The organism is Yeosuana aromativorans, assembly GCF_014646655.1.
Classification (GTDB): domain Bacteria; phylum Bacteroidota; class Bacteroidia; order Flavobacteriales; family Flavobacteriaceae; genus Yeosuana; species Yeosuana aromativorans.
On record NZ_BMNR01000004.1, the window covers coordinates 203636 to 224077 of the forward strand.

Here is a 20442-nt window from a genome sequence, read left to right on the forward strand (position 1 = left end):
ATAATAAAAAAGGAATAGCTTATTTAATTAACTTTTTCATTTCCTCTACTATGTTAAAAGCTGCTGGACAAATAGCCACATTTTTTAATGTCAAATTTGATATCTGCTGAAATTTTTTTCTGTCAGTATGAGGAAATTCTCTACAAGCTTTGGGTCTTACCTCATAAATTGAGCAGTAATTGTCAGCTCCTAAAAATGTACAGGGAACACTTTGAAGCACATAATCATTATCTTCATCAATTCGTAAATAAGTATCAATAAATTGCTGTGGTTTCTGCTTAAAATGTTTTGATATCCTCTCAATGTCTTTGGCTGTAAACAACGGCCCCGTGGTTTTACAGCAATTGGCACATTGCAAACAATCGGTCCGTTCAAACTCGTTATCATGTAACTCTTGCATTACATAATCCAAATTCTTAGGCGGTTTCTTTTTTAGCTTAGCGAAGAATTTTTTATTCTCGTTATGCTTATCTTTGGCCAGCTTTGGAAGATTATCTATAAAGTCTTGCATGGTGTAAAAATAAATAAAGTTCTCGATAAAATTTCGATAAATTGAAATCACTCGAACTGACAAAAATTTTATGAAAGATTTATTTGGGCAAGCCTTGTTGGATTATCAAAACGGACAATACACCGAAGATATTATTACATCCACAAGTATATCAGACGACGATATATTGCCGCTTCCTTATTTATTTAGAAGTTTTAAAGACATGCCAAAACTGGAACAAAAAGCTTTAAAACTAGCCAAAGGACGCATTTTAGATGTAGGTTGTGGCACTGGGTGCCATAGTTTATGTTTACAAGAAAAAGGTTTAAACGTTAAAGCTATTGACATTTCAAAAGGCGCTATTGTAGTTTGTAAACTTAGGGGTATTTTAAATGCCGAGGTAAAACATCTTTTAGATGAAACCGAAACCTTTGATACCATTTTATTGTTGATGAACGGTACGGGAATTTTTCAAGAACTGTCGCAAGTTACAAAATATCTAACCCATTTAAAATCCCTTTTAAAACCTAACGGACAAATTTTAATAGACTCATCTGACATTAAATACATGTACGAAGATGACGATGGTGGATTTTGGATGGATGCACATGCTAACTATTATGGGGAACTCGATTATTTTTTAAAATACAAAGGCAAAGAGGAAAGCCCCATGAAATGGCTCTATTTAGATTTTGATACCTTAAAATTGGCTTGCGAAACCGTTGGTTTTAAATGCGAAATCATTTTAGAAGGTGCGCATTTTGATTATTTGGCAAGGTTGTGTTAAACTTGTCATTCCTCCGAAGGCAGTAATCCCTCAATTTATAAAAAAATGAGATCCTGAAACAAGTTCAGGATGACACTATATCAAAAATCAAATTTATAGGTAACACCTGCTAAAACCTGAATGCTTTGTACCGGAAAGTTTTGCCAGCGTTGGTAACCCTGATCACCCAAATTATTGCCTTTAGCAAATACTGACCATTGATCGTTTATATGATAACCCACATGCGCATTGGCATCAAAGTAACTATCTAAAACAACGGTTTGAGGTGTTGAAGGGAACATAATATCATTTAGATAAAACTGATCTTTTCTTTGTCCTACATAAAACAAATTGGCACCTGCAAACCAATGTTCATCAATTTGATAATCCAAGAACAAATTACCTTTTACATCCGGCAAATTCCAGGCTTCTTCCTGTGCACCTGTTGAATAGGTAAAATATTCTGCTTTAATACCCAATTTAAAATTTCTGTTGACATCAATATCAATTTCTCCAGCTATACTAAAGGCATCAACATCATCATACACAATCCCAAAGGAATTTCCGTAGGAATAGTTTTGAGAGGTTGCCGTAATATCATTATTTCTAAATAAGGCTTTATTTCTATCAGCCACATATCGTCCACTGATGTTATATCCCATATTACTGGACACTTTTCCTTTTAAGCCCACATAAGCATTATATGATTCATCAGTAGGCATGATATACAAAGTTGGCGAAATAAAAGGATTTTCCGAAGCAAAATCATAATATGAATTTTGAATGAGACCTCCTTTAATACCACCGTAGGCAATTAAAATATCGTTTACCAATCTATACGAAGCGGTCACGTTTGGATACAAATAAAGTTTGCTTTCACTGGCCTCTGTATCTTTTAAATAAAAGGCAGAAACACCTAAATTGACTGTCAAATCATCTTGTTTTAATTCATACGTTGGTGAAATCCCAATTTGAAAATTACCGTACTTTAATTCATCAGTGGTTTCATAATTTCTATGAAATGACCCTCCAATATAATCAAATATAATATCGGTTGAAATCTCTTCCTTATTGATAGGGATATCAACCTTTCCCTTTAATACAAACCTATTTTCACCGGATCCTTGATTGTCTCCAAAGCGTCTAAACAGAAAACTCCCGGAATTGATATAGGTGTTTTCAAAAGTCACATCACTTCCTAAATGAGCTCCGAAAAAGGAGTGGCCTCCTTTTACATTATTGGCCTCTGCCTGACTGACCATAGACTGTGGCACACCATACCAATTATAGACTTGCCGCTGAAAACCACCTTCCACATTCCAAGTTAAATCCCTTAAATGTGTGGCATAATTTGCGTTGATTTTTGAATCTGAGAAATTATCATCCAACAACAAATTATCAATACCGCCTTGTGAGGAATGGTGGCTGATATAACCACCAACACTCTCGGTCCTGCTAATGGCTTGGTTTAAATATACTTCACCCAAAATAGTGGTATAGGTTCCAACACCAACCGTTGCATAATTATCATAGAGTTTTACTGGCTCTGCCTTTTCAACACCAGCCGCCTTTCCCTTAGCTGGCGTAAAAGTTGATGCAACTGGAAATGAAAATATATTGTATTTAATATCTTTTTTAGTCGCTGTTTCTTCATCATCAATTGATGGTGTTTCCTTAACCTTAAACGCATCGGATATCGTAGGTGTATATGGCTTTACCACATTAATGACATTGGTGTTTATGGTGTCTTTTTCTTGCGAAAAAACAAATGTTGTACTTAATGTGATGACTGCTACGATGACTGTATGGATGTGCTTGCGCATATGCTCTTTTTTTGATTTTCTAAATATATGATTGATGTCTCTATTAGTTTTCCGTTTTTATGGATGAATTGGTTTTGGCCTCTTCAGCTTTTATTTTGGTCAGTTCTGTTTTAGCTTCTGAAACTACATCATCAAATTCCTTAAAGTTATCTATGACACTTTCCAATATATACGTTGCTTGATAGGCATCGTTCAGTGCATAAAAATTCTTAGCCATTAAAACCAAACCTTTTGCACTGTAATATTTGTAGCCTGAAAAATCCTTTGCCAGTTTTTGAACAACCGTATTGGATGCTTCATAGTTTCCGTCTTTGTTTTTAAAGTATGCATTGTAATACAAAGCTTCAGCTGCTGTTTCACCGGTCGCCACCGCTTCAACTTTTGAGTAAGCTTTTTGGGCTTTAGTTTCATCGCCTGTTTTCATGGCTGAACGCGCTATGATAATGTGGGCATCTGCTTCTATTTTTTTGTCAATTTTTGAATTTGACAATACTTTTTCAGCATACGAAACCGTTTCCTGATATTTATCTTGCTGATAATTGGCTTTCATTAAATTTGATTGTGCAAACACCACATTCTGAGGAATGTTTGCCTCTTGCTCCAACCGATGCAACAGTGGCATGGCTTTATCCCAACTTTTGCTTTCTAAATAAAATTGAGACAATCGCAATAAGGCTTCTTCTGTAAATTCATTTTGAGATGCCTCCACTATATACTTGTAATGCGGTGCGGCATTGGCTGCCAAGTCTTTTTTGTAGTAAAGTTGTGCTACATAAAAATGAGCTTGCAAGGCATGAAGTCCGTTTGGAAACTGATTGATATATCCATTGAATTGTGCTATGGCCTTATCGGTATTATTATCCAAATATTGCTTTTCGGCAGACTCATAAGTGGTATTATCCAAGTCAGAATCTGTTACCTCAACATAATCAAGTGTTCTTACCCAACCGGCATATTCATTAACACGTCCCAAATCAATATAAATCAATCGGGCCGTTGATACGGCTTGAACGGCCTCAGGTGTATTTGGATAATCTGAAGCTACTATCTTAAATTTCGTCAAAGCCTCTTCATCTTTACCTGCATTGTAATACACCAACCCTTGTCGTAACAACGATTTTGGCACAAAAGAACTCATTTTATATTCCGTATTCAAACGATTGTACATTTGCATGGCCTTATCGGTTTCGTTTGCCTTTACGTAAGAATTTCCCAGTTCATACATGGCATCATCTCGCAGTTTTGATTTTGGGTAATCTGAAATAAACTGCTCCAATTCCGATATTTTTTTTGATGATTGTCCAATATAACCGGCACTGAGTGCTTTTTGAAAAAAGGCATAGTCAGAATCCAACTCCCCTATTTTATTGGCATTCGTGTAAGCCTTTATGGCATTGTTATAATCACTGGTCACAAAATAAGCATCTCCCAAACGCAAATATGCGTCGTTTAATCTTACTGTATCATCCTTTTTGTTAGTTGTAAACTGATTGAAATACCGAATGGCCTGCTCATAGTTTTTGAGCTTAAAATACGTGTAAGCCAAGTTATAATCTATGTTTTCAAATTCTGGAGTTGACTTTGACACGGCTTGTTGCTCAAACTGTTTGAACCCTATTAAGGCATCATCATAATTAGTGAGGTTATAATCGGTTTCGGCTTTCCAAAACGTCGCTCTAGCTGTATATTTATCATCTCTAGGTTCTTTTAATGATTGGCTAAAAAGATTTCCAGCTTCAAGATATTGCCCTTCATTATAAAGTTCTATCCCCCTATAAAAAGCCACTTTTTGATAAGCCACTTTATTTTCAAAGCTTCTTTTACCTTCAAGCAGCTTTAATGCTTCTTTATAATTTTTGGAGGTGATATACGAATCGATTAAAAGCGTTTCAATTTCTTCTTTATAACTTGATTTGGGATATTTGTCAAGATAGCCAGCCAAAACCTGTGGTGCCGATTGATACGGATTTCCAATTTCGTAGCTAATTTTTGCATAGTTTAACCAAGCATCTTCCTGAATCTTTAAATCATAATTCATTTGAGATGCATTTCTAAAAGCATTTAAAGCTTCTTGTTTTTTTCCAAGATTGATGTAACTTTCTCCCAAATGATAATAAGCGTTTTGGGCTACCGCATTATTTCCGCCTATAATTTTATTAAATTCTGAAATAGCATGCTCGTAATCTTTTTGCTTGTAATAGGCATAACCCAGTTGGTAAAAATCGGTGTTGTTCCATTTTCCGTTTTTGCCTTTGTAATCATTTAAGTATGGAATGGCCTCAGCGTATTTTTCTAAATTAAAATAACTCTCGCCTATAATTTTAGACAGCTCAGAAACTTCATTAGCATCACTTGTTGGTAATTTTTCTTTGGCCAATTCAATAGCTTTTTCAAAATTGCCCAGCTTAAAATTAAGATCTGCTTGATAATAAGATAATTTTTCCTTGTAGCGCTCTTGATCACTAACTTGCTCAAAATATTGGTTTGCCTTTGTATAGTCATCTCCTTCATACGCCATGAAACCAATGTAATATTTAGCTTGAGAGCCATATTCTTTTGAGTTCTCAACACGACTCAAATACTTTTTAGCATCTTTATATTGTTTAGAAGCAAATGCCGAATACCCGTTGTTAAAGTTGAATTTTTCAATTTCTTTTCTTGATAAAGCATCTTCATTTACCTTATCGTACCATTTTCTGGCATAAGCGTATTTTGAATTTTCAAAATAGTAATCGGCCACATCTACGTATGCTGTATTCCGTTTAGGGCTTGTTGGATATTTTTTCACAAAATCCTCAATCAATTTATCAGCATTTTGTTGATTTAACCGAACCGCACAGTTAGCTATATAATAGGCACAATCTGACTGTAAACCGTCCTCTTTGGTGTTTTTTAAGACGGAACCGAACAGGGATTGTGATGCTAAATATTGCTGATTGTTATAGAGTGTTAATGCTTTTTGGTAGTCCACTAAATCATTGGTATAGGCGGCGGACTGTTGTGCTTTTAATTGGAAGCTTAAACTAATAGCGATCCAAAGGAAAACAATGTTTTTTAGAGTCATTAAAATTGTGGTTTTAATTTAAAAATCAAAGATAATTCAATCTAAATCTTATAACGCAACAATCGTGCTATAATTATAAACCGAGTTATTAAAAGTTGAAAAGTCATATTTGAAAAAGCTCAAATACCAAAAAACTTTCAGGCCTTACTTTTTTAAGTTTTGAGTTTTTAGTAATACATTTACAAATAATAAATTTCTGTTTAAGAATTCTTTGACCATTTAAATGACTAATATTTTTTATTAACTCTCATTACGACAAGGAAAATCATATTAAAATTCAGACCAACCCTTTATGAAATAGAATGAATGTCACTTAAATGATAAAAAAAATACGTCTATTTATTTACAATCACCCTGTAAAAAGCATAATATGTTATGCTATTTTAATACGGTTAGCAATAGTATTGATTTATCAGGCTATAACCATCTATCCAGACTCTCAAAATTATATAAATTTAAGTAATTATTTATCTCATTTTAGTTTAGAAAATTATACTGGTGAACGAACTCCAGGTTTTCCCCTTTTAATTGCAGTTGCAAACAATAATTTAATAATTACTATCTTATTTCAATTGATGATTGGTGTCCTAAGTACTTATTTAATTTATGATTTTAGTAGACTGAAAACAAAAAATATAACACTTGCCTTTTGGATAGCCATCATATATACATCTTTCTTACATGTTATCTTTTTTGAATTTGCAATTTTAACCGAAGCCTTATCAGTCTTTCTTGTAATTCTCACCTTTTGGTATATTCAAAAATTCAAGTTACTCGAAGCAAAATCCCCAATAAAAAATTATGTTGTTCTTTCTATAATTTTTAGTTGGATGTATTTAACTAAACCAATGCTTATTTATCTGCCTGTTGGATTTACATTATTTTACTTGATTAAACAATTAAAATCCATTTCTTTTCTAAAAGGCTTTATTGTTTTAATTATTCCTTTTATTACTTATTTTTCATGGAACTCTTTAAACAAAAAAAATATTGGCTATTTTACAAACACCTATTATTTTGGAATAAATTTATCACAAACTGCAACTTCATTTTTTGATAAGGCACCAGACAACGACAAATTAATAAGAGATATTTTTGTAAAGCACAGAGACTCTATTTTAAAACATGATCCTAAAAAGTACCCAATGTCTGTCTGGTTTGCTTATGATGAATTATTAAAAAAAACAAAACTTAGCCCTCAAGACCTATCTTATAAACTAGGAGATATTTCAAAAAGATTAATTATGGAATATCCCCAGTTATATTTAAAACAAATCTTCATTTCATGGATAGATTTTTGGAAACCCACAAATATATATTGGAATCCAGAAAAGATAACTAACCCTTACATAAAAGGATTTATCGTTTGGGCTTGGTTATATTTTATGAGATATCTATTATTTATTTTTAATATCATATTCTTGGTTTTAGGGTTGATTCACTTATTATTTTTTATTAGAGATGATTTAAAACAGTTAAATATGGATTTCTTGATCATATGCACAATTCTTTGTGGTTCATTGTTACAGGCCATGGTTGCCTATGGGTCAAATTCGAGATTCAGTTTTCCGTTTTTCGCTTTAATTGTTTACTTTGTCATCTCAAAATTGTCCAATGTGAAAAAGATTTTTTTATTGAACTAAAATTCAGAAAGTTTATGTCAACTCCTATATTACAATTAAAAGACGCATCCATTTCGCAAGGTGACAGCCTAGTGCTTTCAAATGTCAATGTTGAAGTCAACAAAGGTGAATTTGTATATTTAATAGGCAAAACCGGTTCTGGGAAAAGCAGTTTTATGAAAATCCTTTACGGTGATCTAACACTCACAGAAGGGGAAGGTCAAATTGTGGGGCATAATCTAAAAGGACTGAAAGACAAGGATATTCCTTTTTTAAGACGAAAATTAGGTATTGTTTTTCAAGATTTTAAATTGCTTACCGATAGAACTATTAATGAGAATTTGCTTTTTGTCTTAAAGGCCACGGGCTGGAAAGACAAAAACGACATGAACAAAAGAGTTGAAGAGGTTTTAAATAAAGTAGGTATGAAAACCAAGGGGTTTAAATATCCGCACGAACTTTCAGGTGGCGAACAACAGCGAGTTGCGATAGCAAGAGCCTTGCTCAACAATCCAGAACTGATTCTTGCTGATGAACCCACAGGAAATCTGGATCCGCAAACCAGTATTGAGGTCATGGAAGTTTTACAAGACATTAACAAAAACGGTAACACCATACTAATGGCAACCCATGACTATGCTTTATTGCTAAAATACCCTAGCAAAACATTGAAATGTGACAACAACGAAGTATACGAAGTGGTGCAAAGAAAACAATAAAAATGAAGTTAAAATTTTCTTTTTTAACATACCTTTTTGTTAATTCATTGTTTGTTTTAAAATACACTTCTAGGCTACCAATCTTTAATGAATATTTATTTACATGTCTCTATATATTATTTACTTTTTTATTTTTTAATTTAATCAATAAAATTTCATTAAAAGACACATTCTATAAATATTCTTTTTTAATAATAACTGTTTTCTTTTTCTTATTTTCCATTTATCTTAACAACAAGATCAATGGTAATTTATTAAATGTTGATAGATGGTCTGCAATGGAGGCTGGAGTTCAAGCATTATTAAATAATGAATACCCTTATTCTGCAATAGATCATATGGGAGGCAGGACATCAAATCTACCCACACTCATATTCATAGGAATTCCTTTTTATCTATTAGGTAATATTGGATTTTTACAATCCTTTAGCTTTCTACTATTTGCATTTACAATGTTTTATTGTTTAGAAAATTACAAAGCTAGATTTGTGTCCTTGGTCATTTTGATTTTTTCCCCGTGTTATTTATGGGAAATATATGTAAAGAGCGACATAATGTCTAACTTTATAATTGTTTTGGCATTCATGATTTTTATATATCACAAATTTTCCGAGAACAAAAGAATTAACACAATCGGATTATCCTTTTTATCAACTTCATTAATCTTAACCAGATTAATAGCCATAATCCCACTCACACTGTTATTGTTTGAAAGGTTTTGTAAGTTTAGCTTTAAGAGAAAAATAAAATTCATTGTTGTGGGCTTGTTAACAATACTCATTTTTTCATTTATATGCTTCCACAATGTTGAAAGCTTGGAAAATTTTAAAAAACAAAATCCTTTTGAACTTCAAGACAGACAACTACCCACAATTATTAGTTTAATTACAATACTAATACCAATATTTTTTTCAAAACTTATTAAAGACTTAAAATCATTATTAAAAAACAGTTATATTTTTTTATTAATACCCATTTCAATGGCTTTTGCACTTAGAATTGCATATAAAGGATTTTATTCCAGTATTTTTAATTCATCTTTTGATATTAGCTACTTTAATATTATGATGCCTTTTTTAATAACATACTTAACTTTAGATTTTTTAAAAAAACCAAATCCTAAAAATGCTGTCTATTTTAATTCCCACATATAACTATTTTGTCTACCCTTTGGTCAAGGAAATTCACAGGCAATGTATTGACAGCAATATTGTTTTTGAAATATTGGTTTATGATGATGGATCTAAATCGCCGTTAAATTCTAAAAATAGTCCTATAAATACATTAAGTAATTGTATTTTCAAAGAACTATCTAATAATATCGGGCGCAGTTCTATTAGAAATTTATTGGCCAGGTCTGCTACGTATGAATCTTTGCTTTTTATAGATGCTGGAACGTTTCCTGAAAAAAAAGATTTTATTAAAAATTACATTAATTTTCAAGAAGAAGATGTAGTAAATGGAGGTATGAAGCATAAAGAGTATCCTCCCAAAAAACCATTCAAATTACGATGGATCTATACAAGATATAGAGAAAGAAATGCCTTGTGTTCTTCTAATTTTTTAATTAAAAAAAATATTTTTGACAAACATCCTTTTGATGAATCTATTAAAAATTATGGTTATGAAGATGTACTTTTTTTTGATGCCCTTATGGAAAATAACATCAGTATCATTAAAATAGATAATCCTGTTATTCATGATGCTGCTGATGATGCTAACACATTCATTAATAAAACAGAAGATTCACTAGCTAATTTAATTGTATTAATTAATGACTGCAAAATAATAAGTTCACATCATAGTTTATATAAATACTACCTCATAACAAAAAAACTTAAGTTAGAAAAAATCTTGGTTTTTGTTTTTGAAAAAATAAAGGGAACATTAATGAAAAATTTTAATTCAAATTATCCTTCATTATTATTATTTGACTTTTACCGTCTAGCTTTTTTTTGTAAACTTAAAAAATCATAAATGAAGCCTTTTTTTTCAGTAATTGTCCCGTTGTACAATAAAGAAGCTTTCGTTGAAAAAACCATAAAAAGTGTACTCAATCAAACCTTTACAGATTTTGAGATCATAGTAGTTGATGACGGAAGCACTGATAATAGTTTTCAAATTCTATCTCAATTTACCGATTCAAGAATTCAGATTATCAAACAGACAAATAATGGCGTAAGTTCAGCAAGAAATTCTGGAATAAAAAATGCAAGAGCTGATTATATTGCTTTATTGGATGCCGATGATTATTGGTATAACAATCATTTGGCCGAATTGAAAAAACAAATTGAATTATTTCCTGTCGCCGGACTTTATTGCAATAATTATGAAGTTTTTTACACCGAGACAGTTAACAGGCCAGCACAAATCAATTTAGATTATAAAGAAGAATGCTTATTGGTTCCGGATTTTTTTAAGGCTAGTATTGTAAACCCTGTCGCATGGACTTCTGCTGTGTGTTTTTCTAAAACCATTTTTAATACTATTGGTCAATTTAGGACTCATTTAAAAACAGCACAAGATTTAGACTTGTGGATTAGATTTGCTTTAAAATATAAAGTAAGTTTCAACCCAAAAATTACAATGGCTTACAAAATTCATGTAAAAAATAGTCTTTCCAAAAAAGAATACAATGATATAAGATACGATTTCATAAACAGTTTTGCGGAAGAAGAAAAAAACAATGCTTCATTAAAATTATATTTAGATGTCAACCGTTATGCCCTTGCATTAAGATGCAAAATAAAAGGTGATAATAAAATTTATCAAAAACTTAAAAAGCAAATAGATTACAGAAACTTGAATTTAAAACAAAAAATACTATTAAATTGCTCGAAACCCATTTTAATTTTGATAAAACAATTTCAAAAATATTTAATCAAAAAAAACATTTATTTAACTGCCTTTAAATAACTTAAAATCTCCATAATCTCTTATGTAATCATCTTCATCAAACACATCAGAGGCAAGCACCAAACAAACTGCACCTGAAGAAAAATTTTCTAACTCACGCCAAATTTTGATGGGTATCAACAGCCCCTTGTTAGGCTTGTTTAACATTACTTTTGTTTTTTTTAAGCCATCATCTAAAATAACCTCAAAACTGCCACTTAAAGCAATTAAAAACTCCAATTGTTCTTTGTGTGCATGTCCTCCTCTGTAAGCATCACTGGGCACATCATATAAATAATAAACGCGTTTAATATCAAAAGGAATACTATCTTTCTCTATAACTGACAAATTACCTCTCCCTTTATTATCAATTATTTTAGGGATGTCTATAATTTTAGGTGTAAAGCTTTTTTTATCCATTTCTAACTCTGGCGGGTTTCTAAACCCATTTTTAATATTGATTTGTATTTGCCTATCCCTTTTAATCCTTGTTGGTATTTTTCAAAAAATTGATTGATTCCTAAATCATTATTTTTTATCAATAAAAGAAGATGCCAAATCAATTTAAAATACGTTATTGCCCCATTATACTTATAAAAAACTGCACTCCTAGCAAATACAATTTTATTAGACCCAACAGCTTTTCCAGAACTAAAGTCAGGATGTTTCAAAATTGTTTTTGGCTCAAAAAAAACATTTAAGTTCTTTCGTAAAGCACTTCTTAAAAAGACATACTCATCAGCCGTTTCAAATATTGATCCCAATCCAAAGATCTCATTAAAAAAGACGCTGCTTGCTAGTATTTTTTTTCTGTCAAATGAAATGACTACTGAATTTACAGTACTAACAGTTTTTCTATTATGAACAATAACATCAGGATACACACTATATAGCATTCCACTCTCATTAACCATTTGATAGGTAATAATGTGAGCATCAGGATGCTTTTTGAAAGCATTTTCTATGACAGAATCAAAACCTTCGAAATAAGTCACATCATCATCTGAAAACAAACAAAAATCAGATTCAGCATTTTGTATAGCTTGGTTTCTACTTCTTGCCAACCCCCTTTCAAACGAATTGATTACACGTACATTATTTTCATTTGAAATTAACAACTCTTTTTCAGAAGTTTGGTTTACGATCAAAATTTTATAGTTGGAATACTTACCATTAGGAAACATGTCATGAAGAAAAGAAAGTGATGTTCTATACATGGTAGAAATGAGTATTTCTACAGGAAATCCTTTATTTTCTAAATTGACCATTTAAAACTATCTTTGAAACAAGTGTGGTAAAAAGTTGATGTCATCCCAACAACATTGTTGTCGAATGTATCTCACCTACAATAAAAATAAACAAAACAAATGTATAAAATAAAATGAAGATTTTAATGGTAGGGGAATATAGTCGGCTACACAATAGCCTTAAAGAAGGCTTATTAAAATTAAATCATAGTGTCACTTTGATTGGCAATGGTGATAATTTTAAAAAATATCCTGTAGATATTAATATTGACGCCACATTTTTTAGAAAACGCATCCCTTTTCTTATAGCTAAAGCGTTACACAAAATTGTTAAATTTAGTTTAGTTGAAATGGAATGCGCTTATAAATTCTACAAAATTCTGCCCGAATTGAAAGATTATGATGTGGTTCAGCTAATAAACGAAAACAGTTTAAAAACAAGTCCTAAACTGGAAATTTGGTTGCTTAAAAAGTTCTTCAAACAAAACAAAAAAATATTTCTTTTATCTTGTGGTGTAGATTATTTGAGTGTAAAATATGCAGCCGAAAAAAAATTCAAGTATTCTATACTAACACCGCTTCAACATAATCCAAAATTAAAAAAAAAGTATGCATTCATATTAAAGTATCTAAAAAAATCATTTTATAAACTTCATGTTTTTTTATACAAAAATGTAGAAGGAGTCATTGCGTCAGATTTAGATTACCACATCCCATTATTAAATAATAAAAAATATTTAGGTTTAATACCCAATCCTATTAACACAGACAAAATACATTATATAAAAAATAATTTCAACTCAAAAATCAAGATTTTTCATGGCATTAATAGGTTAAATTACATAAAAAAAGGAAATGTATTTTTTGAAGAGGCCCTAGAAATCATTCAAAAAAAATATCCAGACAAAGTTGAAATAATTACTGCTGAAAATATGCCATATAACCATTATATCAAGCATTATGAAAGTTGTCATATTTTATTGGACCAAGTTTATGCTTATGACCAAGGCTACAATGCACTAGAAGCCATGGCCAAGGGTAAAGTGGTTTTTACTGGAGCAGAACAAGATTGGCTAGAATATTATAATTTAGAAGAAAACAGCGTAGCCATAAATGCATTACCAGACAGCCAAGATATTGCTAAAAAGTTAGAGTGGCTTATCCTAAACTCAAACGAAATAGAAACGATTTCTAAAAATGCCCGTTTGTTTATAGAAAGGGAGCATAATTATATTAATATTGCAAAAAGATATTTAGACACCTGGAACAAATAAGTAAATTAATTTATGAATAATATAATTTCCCCTAAGGCTAAAATTGGTAAGAATGTTGAAATAGGGTCATTTTGCATAATAGATGATGACGTGATAATTGGAGATAATACCATTATTAAAAACTATGTAGAACTAAGAAAAGGTACTATAATTGGAGAGAATTGCTATATAGATTCAAGAGTTTCATCATCTGGTAACTGTAGAGTTGGCAATAATGTCACTATACGCTATGATAGTATCTTAGCAAGAGGTTTAAAAGTTGGTGACAATACCTATATATGCCCCAAAGTAATGACCAACAACTTAGACACAAATAAAAAGCAAATAGGTGGAGCCCAAATAGGCAAGAATGTTTTCATTGGTACAAATTGTGTTCTACACCAGGGTATTAAAATCGGTGACAATAGCATTTTAGGCGCCCTAGCCTATGTAAATAAAGATGTGCCAGAAAAAGAAATATGGTTTGGAAATCCTGCTAAATTTCATAAAAAAATCTAGCATTATATTCATTAATGATATTAATCCAAGCGAACCCTTTTTGCTTTTTTAAGGGCTTCTTTTTCAGACTCCCAGTCCCTGGCAAAATTATTTTTAATGAGCTTGGCTGGAACACCACCAATCAAAATATTATTACCTAGACTGGAATAATCTGTATTGCAAAGACTATTGGATGCTACCACGCAATGATCTGGTGTTATAGTTTTTGCCATTATTGATACCCGATTTGAAATAGCATTATAATTCCCAATTTTAATGGGCGAACTTAGAGGGAAATTTTCTCCAGTAATGGTGTTTTTCATGGGGTGAAAATTCGAATCCACCACCTGTGATTCATAACCAATTCCTGCCCAATTACCTATAATGATTTCTTGAGTACAAATTAGTTTAACATCAGAACCCAAACACCCCATAAATCCAAATTCACAATAAGCATTTTCTTCAACGCATAAAAATACGTCTTTGCCAAAATGAGCGTGACCTTTAAATACAAGTTTACCGTTTAAGATAATTTGAGCTGTACCTTTACTTCTTGTCATTTTTTCAAACTTTTGACCGAACCCTACCATACCGCGTCTTATAGGGGCATCTATGACAACTTTACCTCTTAAACTTGATAGTTTAACTTTCCCAAAAAAATAAAAAGGAAGTTTGATTGCAATTTTAAAAGGAAACATTTTAAAATTAAAATATAGTGTCTTAACCCAGTTTAAAGACCATATGAATTTTATTTTTTTAGCCAATACCCACATCTATCAAGTCGTTTTAATTTTTATTTCTTAAAAAATCTATTAATAAAGCCTTAATATTCATTCTACTCTGCAATTGAAGCAACGTAAAAACCCCGGAAGCTACACTAATTAAAATCATGGTCGTGTACCTAAATAAATTGGTATCTATAAGAGTACCCAAATAGGATAATGTACAAAGAGCAATACAAATTAAAAATGTTTTATAAAATCTTTTATTTAAAATTACACCATATAATGAATTTGTTAGAATTTTTAAGACAATGAAATGAATCATATAATATATCATAAGCCCCATTCCAATACCCGTCAAACCAAAAAAGTTATAGGATAAAATGCATATTGAAAACATTAATATATTAAAACCTAACGAAGTTTTAATGAAAACCCTTGAATCTCCTTTAGCTATGAGGATATATCCCAACGAAAACGAAACGGCTCTAAATAAATTTCCTAAAACCCCAAAAGTTACCATTCCCAGGATAACAAGAAACTCTTTAGTATACAAAATTCTAATTATCAAAGGGGCAAATGTCAAAAAGACAGCTATAATGGGAGTAATTAAAAGGATGGCGACATCTGCCTGTTCATTTACCTCCTTATTTATTAAAATATTATTTTTATTTATTACGGACAGTCTAGGGAAATAATCAGTTCCCATGGCATTAAATACCATGCCTATATAGGCATTAATTATCAGAAATCCTGCAGTATAAAATCCAACATCCTCCAAACCACCATGATTTCTGATGTAAATTTGAATCAACCAAAGTGTTAAAGCAACAAAAAGAGAAGTCACGCTCATGGTGGCACCAAGGGAAAGCATGCTTTTACTTTTTTGAATTAGTTCTTTAAAACCGAGTTTTATGGGTTTATTTTGGTTGCTTTTGGAGAAATAAGCAAAAGCTAGATAAGAAACTACAAAACCCATTATTATAGCAGGTACAATTCCTTTTTTACCAAGATAAAAATAAAAAGGTAAAGAAACCACCAATCCAGCAAAGCTTCCCCATAAATTTGCTTTTGCCAAATTACCCAACTGATGGGTCCCTCTTAAAATAGCCGTTTTACCATTGGAAAGTTGACTAAACAATATGGCAATTGACAACCAAATAAAGCCATATTTATATTGATCATTACCAAAGGTCCAAATACTTAACCAATTAGAAAACAAAATTGTAAGAAGCGAGCCTATAATTCCAGTAATCCATATGACTTTGTTCAATACGACCACAAACTGCAAGACATCTGTTTTATCTTCTTTAGAGTTAAATTCAGAAATTTCCTTGACCGCACTTGTATCAAGTCCGATCTTGGTACAATCTATAATAAGTCTGATGGTAGATGTAAACAGTCCTAAAATACCAAAGCCATCAACCCCTATTAAAACCGTAATCACTTTTGTTTTAATTACAGAAATCAGAGTATTAAAAAATTGGACTCCACCAAACAAAGTGGTTGCCATTAGGATTTGTTTATATGAATTTTTATTAGAATCCAATATTATTTAAAAATTGAAACCATCTCCGTTACTTTTTGCAGACTACTATTACTTAACAAATGGTGTAAAGGCAAACTCAGGACCTCTTCATGAATCTGCTCTGTAATTGGCAACTTATATTCCAAAAATTCTCTGTAAGCCATTTGCTTGTGTATGGGAACTGGATAATGAATCATTGTTTCAATACCCCGTGCTTGCAAATATGCTTTTAATTCATCACGTCTCTTACTTCTTATAACAAAAAGATGAAAGACATGTTGTTTGATATCCTTTATGGATGGCAATACAATATGGTCAGAAGAAATGTGATCTAAATAGAATCCTGCAGCTTCTCTTCTTTTATCATTGTCTGCATCAAGACATTCCAGTTTAATCCTTAAAAATGCAGCTTGCAATTCGTCTAAACGACCATTAAATCCTTTTAAATCATTTTTATAAGCCGAAACTCTCCCATAATTTCTTAATTGTAAAAGAATCGCGGCCAATTCATCATTATTTGTGGTTATGGCTCCGCCATCTCCTAGTGCTCCAAGATTTTTTGTTGGATAAAAACTAAAAGCAGCCGCATGGGAAAGATTTCCAGCTTTCCTTTCATCTTTATAAATAGCTCCATGTGCTTGTGCAGAATCCTCTATCAGTAATAAATTATGTTTTTTTGCTAAAGTTTCTAAGACTTCAACATTATATAATAGTCCATATAAATGCACACCCAAAATTGCCTTTGTTTTAGTTGTAATGGCTTGTTCTATTTTTGCTACATCTATATTATATGTTTTTAAATCTGGTTCTACTAAAACGGGTTTTAAACCAGTATGACTAATAGCTAAAACTGACGCTATATAGGTATTAGCAGGAACAATAACCTCATCGTCATCTTTTAGTTTACCCAATATTTTGTAAGCCTCAAAAATTAACTGAAGGGCATCAAGTCCAGAACTGACCCCTATACAATACTTTGTTCCACAATAAGAAGCAAACTCTTCTTCAAATTGTTTCACTTGGTTTCCTAATATATATTGACCGGAATTTATAAACTTTTCAAATTCTTTTTTGAATTGGTTTTCAAAACGCTTATTAATTAATGCTAAATCCAAAAACTTAATCATATAAATACGTTTTCCAGTTTGTTATAATATTCCGTTTTTACCTTATAAAAATCTTGAGCAACTGTTCTAGCACCAAAACCTTCTTTCCAAAATTGCAATCCCTTATTAATTTGTAATCCTTGGTTTTCGTTTGAGATTCCAAAATCAAAATATTTTTTATCTTTAAAGATATTCTCAATTAATCTGACAAACAAATAGTCCAGACTACCTAATTTGCTTTTATCTTCATTAGCTGAAATATATTGGATATGTGCAACGCGTGCTGTCTCAAATACTGTGGATCCTGCTACAATTTTATTATCGTAATACACATTGAATTGTCTAATTTGGTTTGGAAATCGTTTTTTTAATAATGTTATCTCTTCTAAACTATGAACAGGCTTTGTTTGATGTTTTTTTTTAAGGTTCTTAATCAAGATTTCATTCCAAAATAAATCAAAAGCAAATTCCTCTTTAACGATTAAATGGTGTTTATCTGCTCGCTTAAAGCCTTCCTTTCTATTATTGGAAATCTCTAATTTATTATTTAAATCTATGACCGATAATGTATCTCTTTTTATCAATTCAGAATGAAGCAAAAACATAAGATATTGCGTTTCATCAGAAGGCAAAGCAGCATAAATTGACGGTAATTGTTTCAAGACCAAAGTCTTAATTTGATTGTCATGAAGAAATTTCAATACTACTTTAAAAGCCTCTAAAACAAGTTCAAACTTAATACCCTTTGAGAGTACAAAACCACCATAAGTCAATCCTTGATGTGAATGTACTTCATTCTTTACTTTATTGGCTGGCAAAACGCCTACCAATTTTTTATCACGATAAACCATCAAGGAGTAATCCTCAAAACGGTCCTGGTGATATTCCATAAAATCTCTATGAAAAAGAAACGTTCCATTTTTTGAAGTTGCCACAAAATCATTCCAATCATCATAGAAACGTTTGGAATATTTTACAACTTCATATTTAGCATCCATCTAATTGAACAATTTCTAATTTATTTTCTTAACCGAATCCACTTTAAAAAGCGAGGTGCCAAATATCAACAAAATTAAGGCGTAATACATCAAATAACTCACAAAATGACCAATAACGGCTCCTTTTACACCATATAAATCAATAAAATAAATACTGGTTATATAAAGTATAACAACTAAAAAAGCTTCGGTTATAATGTAATGCCAAAACATTTTCTTAGCCAAAAATTGATAGGCAATCACCATGGACAGGACTTTCAAAAAATCTCCCAACAACTGCCAAAGAAACAAATCTTCAACTGGTTTAAATTCATCAGAAAACACGCCTACCACAATTAATGGCTTTAACAAATAGATTATAATCAAACCCGCTAAAAATTTTGGCATCACCGTTTTATAAAAACCAAACACTTCCTTTCTAAACTCTTTAGCATCATTGATTTCTGAAAAACGAGGTAAAATATAAAGTGCCATTAAAGAGCTAATGAGCATAAGGTAATACTTTGAAATCCGGGTCATGGCTTCCCAAAAACCCGCATCTTTATAACCAATATGATCTATGATATAGGATCTTATGGCCAATACAACCAATGGAAGAATTACTGCAGAAAACAAAGCCATCAAAGAATAGGAACTCATTTTCTTTAAAAAACTGAAACTGACTGATTTTACTTTAATGAGCGGGACCAGGCTTCGACGGTTGATGATACCAACCAACGTGATTAAGCAAATCAATGACTCAGCTATTGCAACAGAAATCAAAGCTCCATCAATCCTGTTCTGATAAATTAACAACAAGGTTATAGAGACACCTAAAATTTGACCAATAATATTAATGATTATCAGCATTTTATAATTTGAATACCCATTCATTATCGAAAATGAAAACATATTCAAGGCATAAAAGGGAAGCACTATAGCAAAAATTTTGATAACGTAGGTATAATTATTATAGCTTGGAAAAATTATCTCATTGATGTAATCTGCATAGAAATAACAAAAAACAGACATTAAAACAGTAGCTATAAATCCAAAATAAAAAGCGGTAGAAAGTGTTCTGCTTAATTTGATAGCATTGTCCTTAAACTCAGCCACGTATTTCACAACACCATTATAGAAACCAAGAATAGAAACAGTTTGAACAGAACTTACAAAATTTCTCATGTTCCCTATCAAGGCAAGTCCTTCAGGTCCAATAAATATTGCAATGGCTTTTGAGGTTACAATTCCGGCAATTATTCTGGTTATAACTGACGCCGTCTGTAACGATGCTACCTTGACTAAAACATGCTTATTTATGTAGTCTATTAATTTCCTCAATCAATATGATTTTGTATGCCATGGAATAAACAGATAATTCTTTTAAAAATTGCAATGCAATCTTAAAATTTCTGTTTTTTTTCAATTGACCAAATATACAAAATGATTTGAAGCTGTTAGATTATTTTAAAAAGTGAAACCATCAAGAAAATAGCTTCTATTTTTTTTTCAAAAACACGTAATATAAATTAATGGAAAGTATGGCCAAATTGGTGATTATTATTGGCTTGGAAATGGGTGACAACACAAAACCATAAAAAACAAATAGTAAACACCCAAAGGAGTTTACTATTCGCAATTTTATAACCGATTTCATTAAGAAAGATAGTAAAACAGTTGCCATGGCCGCATAGCCAATCCATTCAATACTGGAAACTCCAAAGAATTCCAT

At 31.4% G+C, this 20442-nt stretch carries 19 protein-coding genes; 8 read left to right on the forward strand and 11 right to left on the reverse strand.

The window, feature by feature from the left end; genetic code table 11:
- Positions 1-19: 19 nt before the first annotated feature.
- Positions 20-511, reverse strand: a complete 492-nt coding sequence (locus IEW94_RS10025; RefSeq protein WP_188652546.1) for a YkgJ family cysteine cluster protein — start codon at positions 509-511, stop codon at positions 20-22.
- 70 nt (positions 512-581) lie between these two features.
- On the opposite strand from IEW94_RS10025, the gene IEW94_RS10030 reads away from it, so the two are divergent.
- Positions 582-1277, forward strand: coding sequence for a class I SAM-dependent methyltransferase (locus IEW94_RS10030; protein ID WP_188652548.1), 696 nt, complete (start codon positions 582-584; stop codon positions 1275-1277).
- 80 nt (positions 1278-1357) lie between these two features.
- On the opposite strand, the gene IEW94_RS10035 is transcribed toward IEW94_RS10030, so the two are convergent.
- The gene (locus IEW94_RS10035) at positions 1358-3079 is read right to left on the reverse strand and encodes a porin family protein (protein WP_188652550.1); all 1722 of its coding nucleotides are present in this window, start codon (positions 3077-3079) and stop codon (positions 1358-1360) included.
- A 43-nt stretch (positions 3080-3122) separates the two neighbouring features.
- Positions 3123-6143, reverse strand: coding sequence for a tetratricopeptide repeat protein (locus IEW94_RS10040; protein WP_188652552.1), 3021 nt, complete (start codon positions 6141-6143; stop codon positions 3123-3125).
- A gap of 317 nt (positions 6144-6460) precedes the next feature.
- Between IEW94_RS10040 and IEW94_RS10045 the strand changes: the two genes are divergently transcribed.
- The 5 genes from IEW94_RS10045 to IEW94_RS10065 are packed head-to-tail and all read left to right on the forward strand — an operon-like array spanning position 6461 to position 11400.
- The gene (locus IEW94_RS10045) at positions 6461-7786 is read left to right on the forward strand and encodes a glycosyltransferase family protein (protein WP_188652554.1); all 1326 of its coding nucleotides are present in this window, start codon (positions 6461-6463) and stop codon (positions 7784-7786) included.
- Positions 7787-7800: 14 nt separating this feature from the next.
- A complete protein-coding gene (locus IEW94_RS10050; RefSeq protein WP_188652556.1) occupies positions 7801-8484 on the forward strand; it encodes a cell division ATP-binding protein FtsE in 684 nt (227 codons plus the stop codon).
- 2 nt (positions 8485-8486) lie between these two features.
- A complete protein-coding gene (locus IEW94_RS10055) occupies positions 8487-9638 on the forward strand; it encodes a hypothetical protein (protein WP_188652558.1) in 1152 nt (383 codons plus the stop codon).
- Positions 9610-10461, forward strand: a complete 852-nt coding sequence (locus IEW94_RS10060; protein ID WP_188652560.1) for a glycosyltransferase family 2 protein — start codon at positions 9610-9612, stop codon at positions 10459-10461. The genes IEW94_RS10055 and IEW94_RS10060 overlap by 29 nt, the downstream gene beginning before the upstream one ends.
- Positions 10462-11400, forward strand: coding sequence for a glycosyltransferase family 2 protein (locus tag IEW94_RS10065; protein WP_188652562.1), 939 nt, complete (start codon positions 10462-10464; stop codon positions 11398-11400).
- Here the strand turns inward: IEW94_RS10065 and IEW94_RS10070 are convergent.
- On the reverse strand, positions 11383-11799 hold the full coding sequence (locus IEW94_RS10070) for a sugar 3,4-ketoisomerase (RefSeq protein ID WP_188652564.1): 417 nt from the start codon (positions 11797-11799) through the stop codon (positions 11383-11385). The genes IEW94_RS10065 and IEW94_RS10070 overlap by 18 nt on opposite strands.
- A 2-nt stretch (positions 11800-11801) precedes the next feature.
- Positions 11802-12647, reverse strand: coding sequence for a glycosyltransferase family 2 protein (locus IEW94_RS10075; RefSeq protein WP_188652566.1), 846 nt, complete (start codon positions 12645-12647; stop codon positions 11802-11804).
- A gap of 113 nt (positions 12648-12760) precedes the next feature.
- On the opposite strand from IEW94_RS10075, the gene IEW94_RS10080 reads away from it, so the two are divergent.
- Positions 12761-13900, forward strand: a complete 1140-nt coding sequence (locus IEW94_RS10080; protein ID WP_188652568.1) for a glycosyltransferase — start codon at positions 12761-12763, stop codon at positions 13898-13900.
- A gap of 12 nt (positions 13901-13912) precedes the next feature.
- Positions 13913-14398: an acyltransferase gene (locus IEW94_RS10085; RefSeq protein WP_188652570.1), complete on the forward strand. Its 486-nt coding sequence runs from the start codon at positions 13913-13915 to the stop codon at positions 14396-14398.
- A gap of 20 nt (positions 14399-14418) precedes the next feature.
- Here the strand turns inward: IEW94_RS10085 and IEW94_RS10090 are convergent, their stop codons facing one another.
- The 6 genes from IEW94_RS10090 to IEW94_RS10115 form a co-directional block, all read right to left on the reverse strand.
- The gene (locus IEW94_RS10090; RefSeq protein WP_229669502.1) at positions 14419-15075 is read right to left on the reverse strand and encodes an acyltransferase; all 657 of its coding nucleotides are present in this window, start codon (positions 15073-15075) and stop codon (positions 14419-14421) included.
- Between the two features lie 88 nt (positions 15076-15163).
- Positions 15164-16612, reverse strand: coding sequence for an oligosaccharide flippase family protein (locus IEW94_RS10095; protein WP_188652575.1), 1449 nt, complete (start codon positions 16610-16612; stop codon positions 15164-15166).
- A 38-nt stretch (positions 16613-16650) separates the two neighbouring features.
- The gene (locus IEW94_RS10100; protein WP_188652576.1) at positions 16651-17754 is read right to left on the reverse strand and encodes a DegT/DnrJ/EryC1/StrS family aminotransferase; all 1104 of its coding nucleotides are present in this window, start codon (positions 17752-17754) and stop codon (positions 16651-16653) included.
- Complete coding sequence (locus IEW94_RS10105) at positions 17751-18731, reverse strand: GNAT family N-acetyltransferase (RefSeq protein WP_188652578.1); 981 nt, start codon at positions 18729-18731, stop codon at positions 17751-17753. Before IEW94_RS10105 ends, IEW94_RS10100 begins: the two co-directional genes overlap by 4 nt.
- Before the next feature lie 15 nt (positions 18732-18746).
- On the reverse strand, positions 18747-20051 hold the full coding sequence (locus IEW94_RS10110) for an O-antigen translocase (protein ID WP_188652580.1): 1305 nt from the start codon (positions 20049-20051) through the stop codon (positions 18747-18749).
- Positions 20052-20208: 157 nt separating this feature from the next.
- Entirely contained in the window at positions 20209-20442 is a 234-nt protein-coding gene (locus IEW94_RS10115; RefSeq protein ID WP_188652582.1) for a uroporphyrinogen decarboxylase, read from the reverse strand.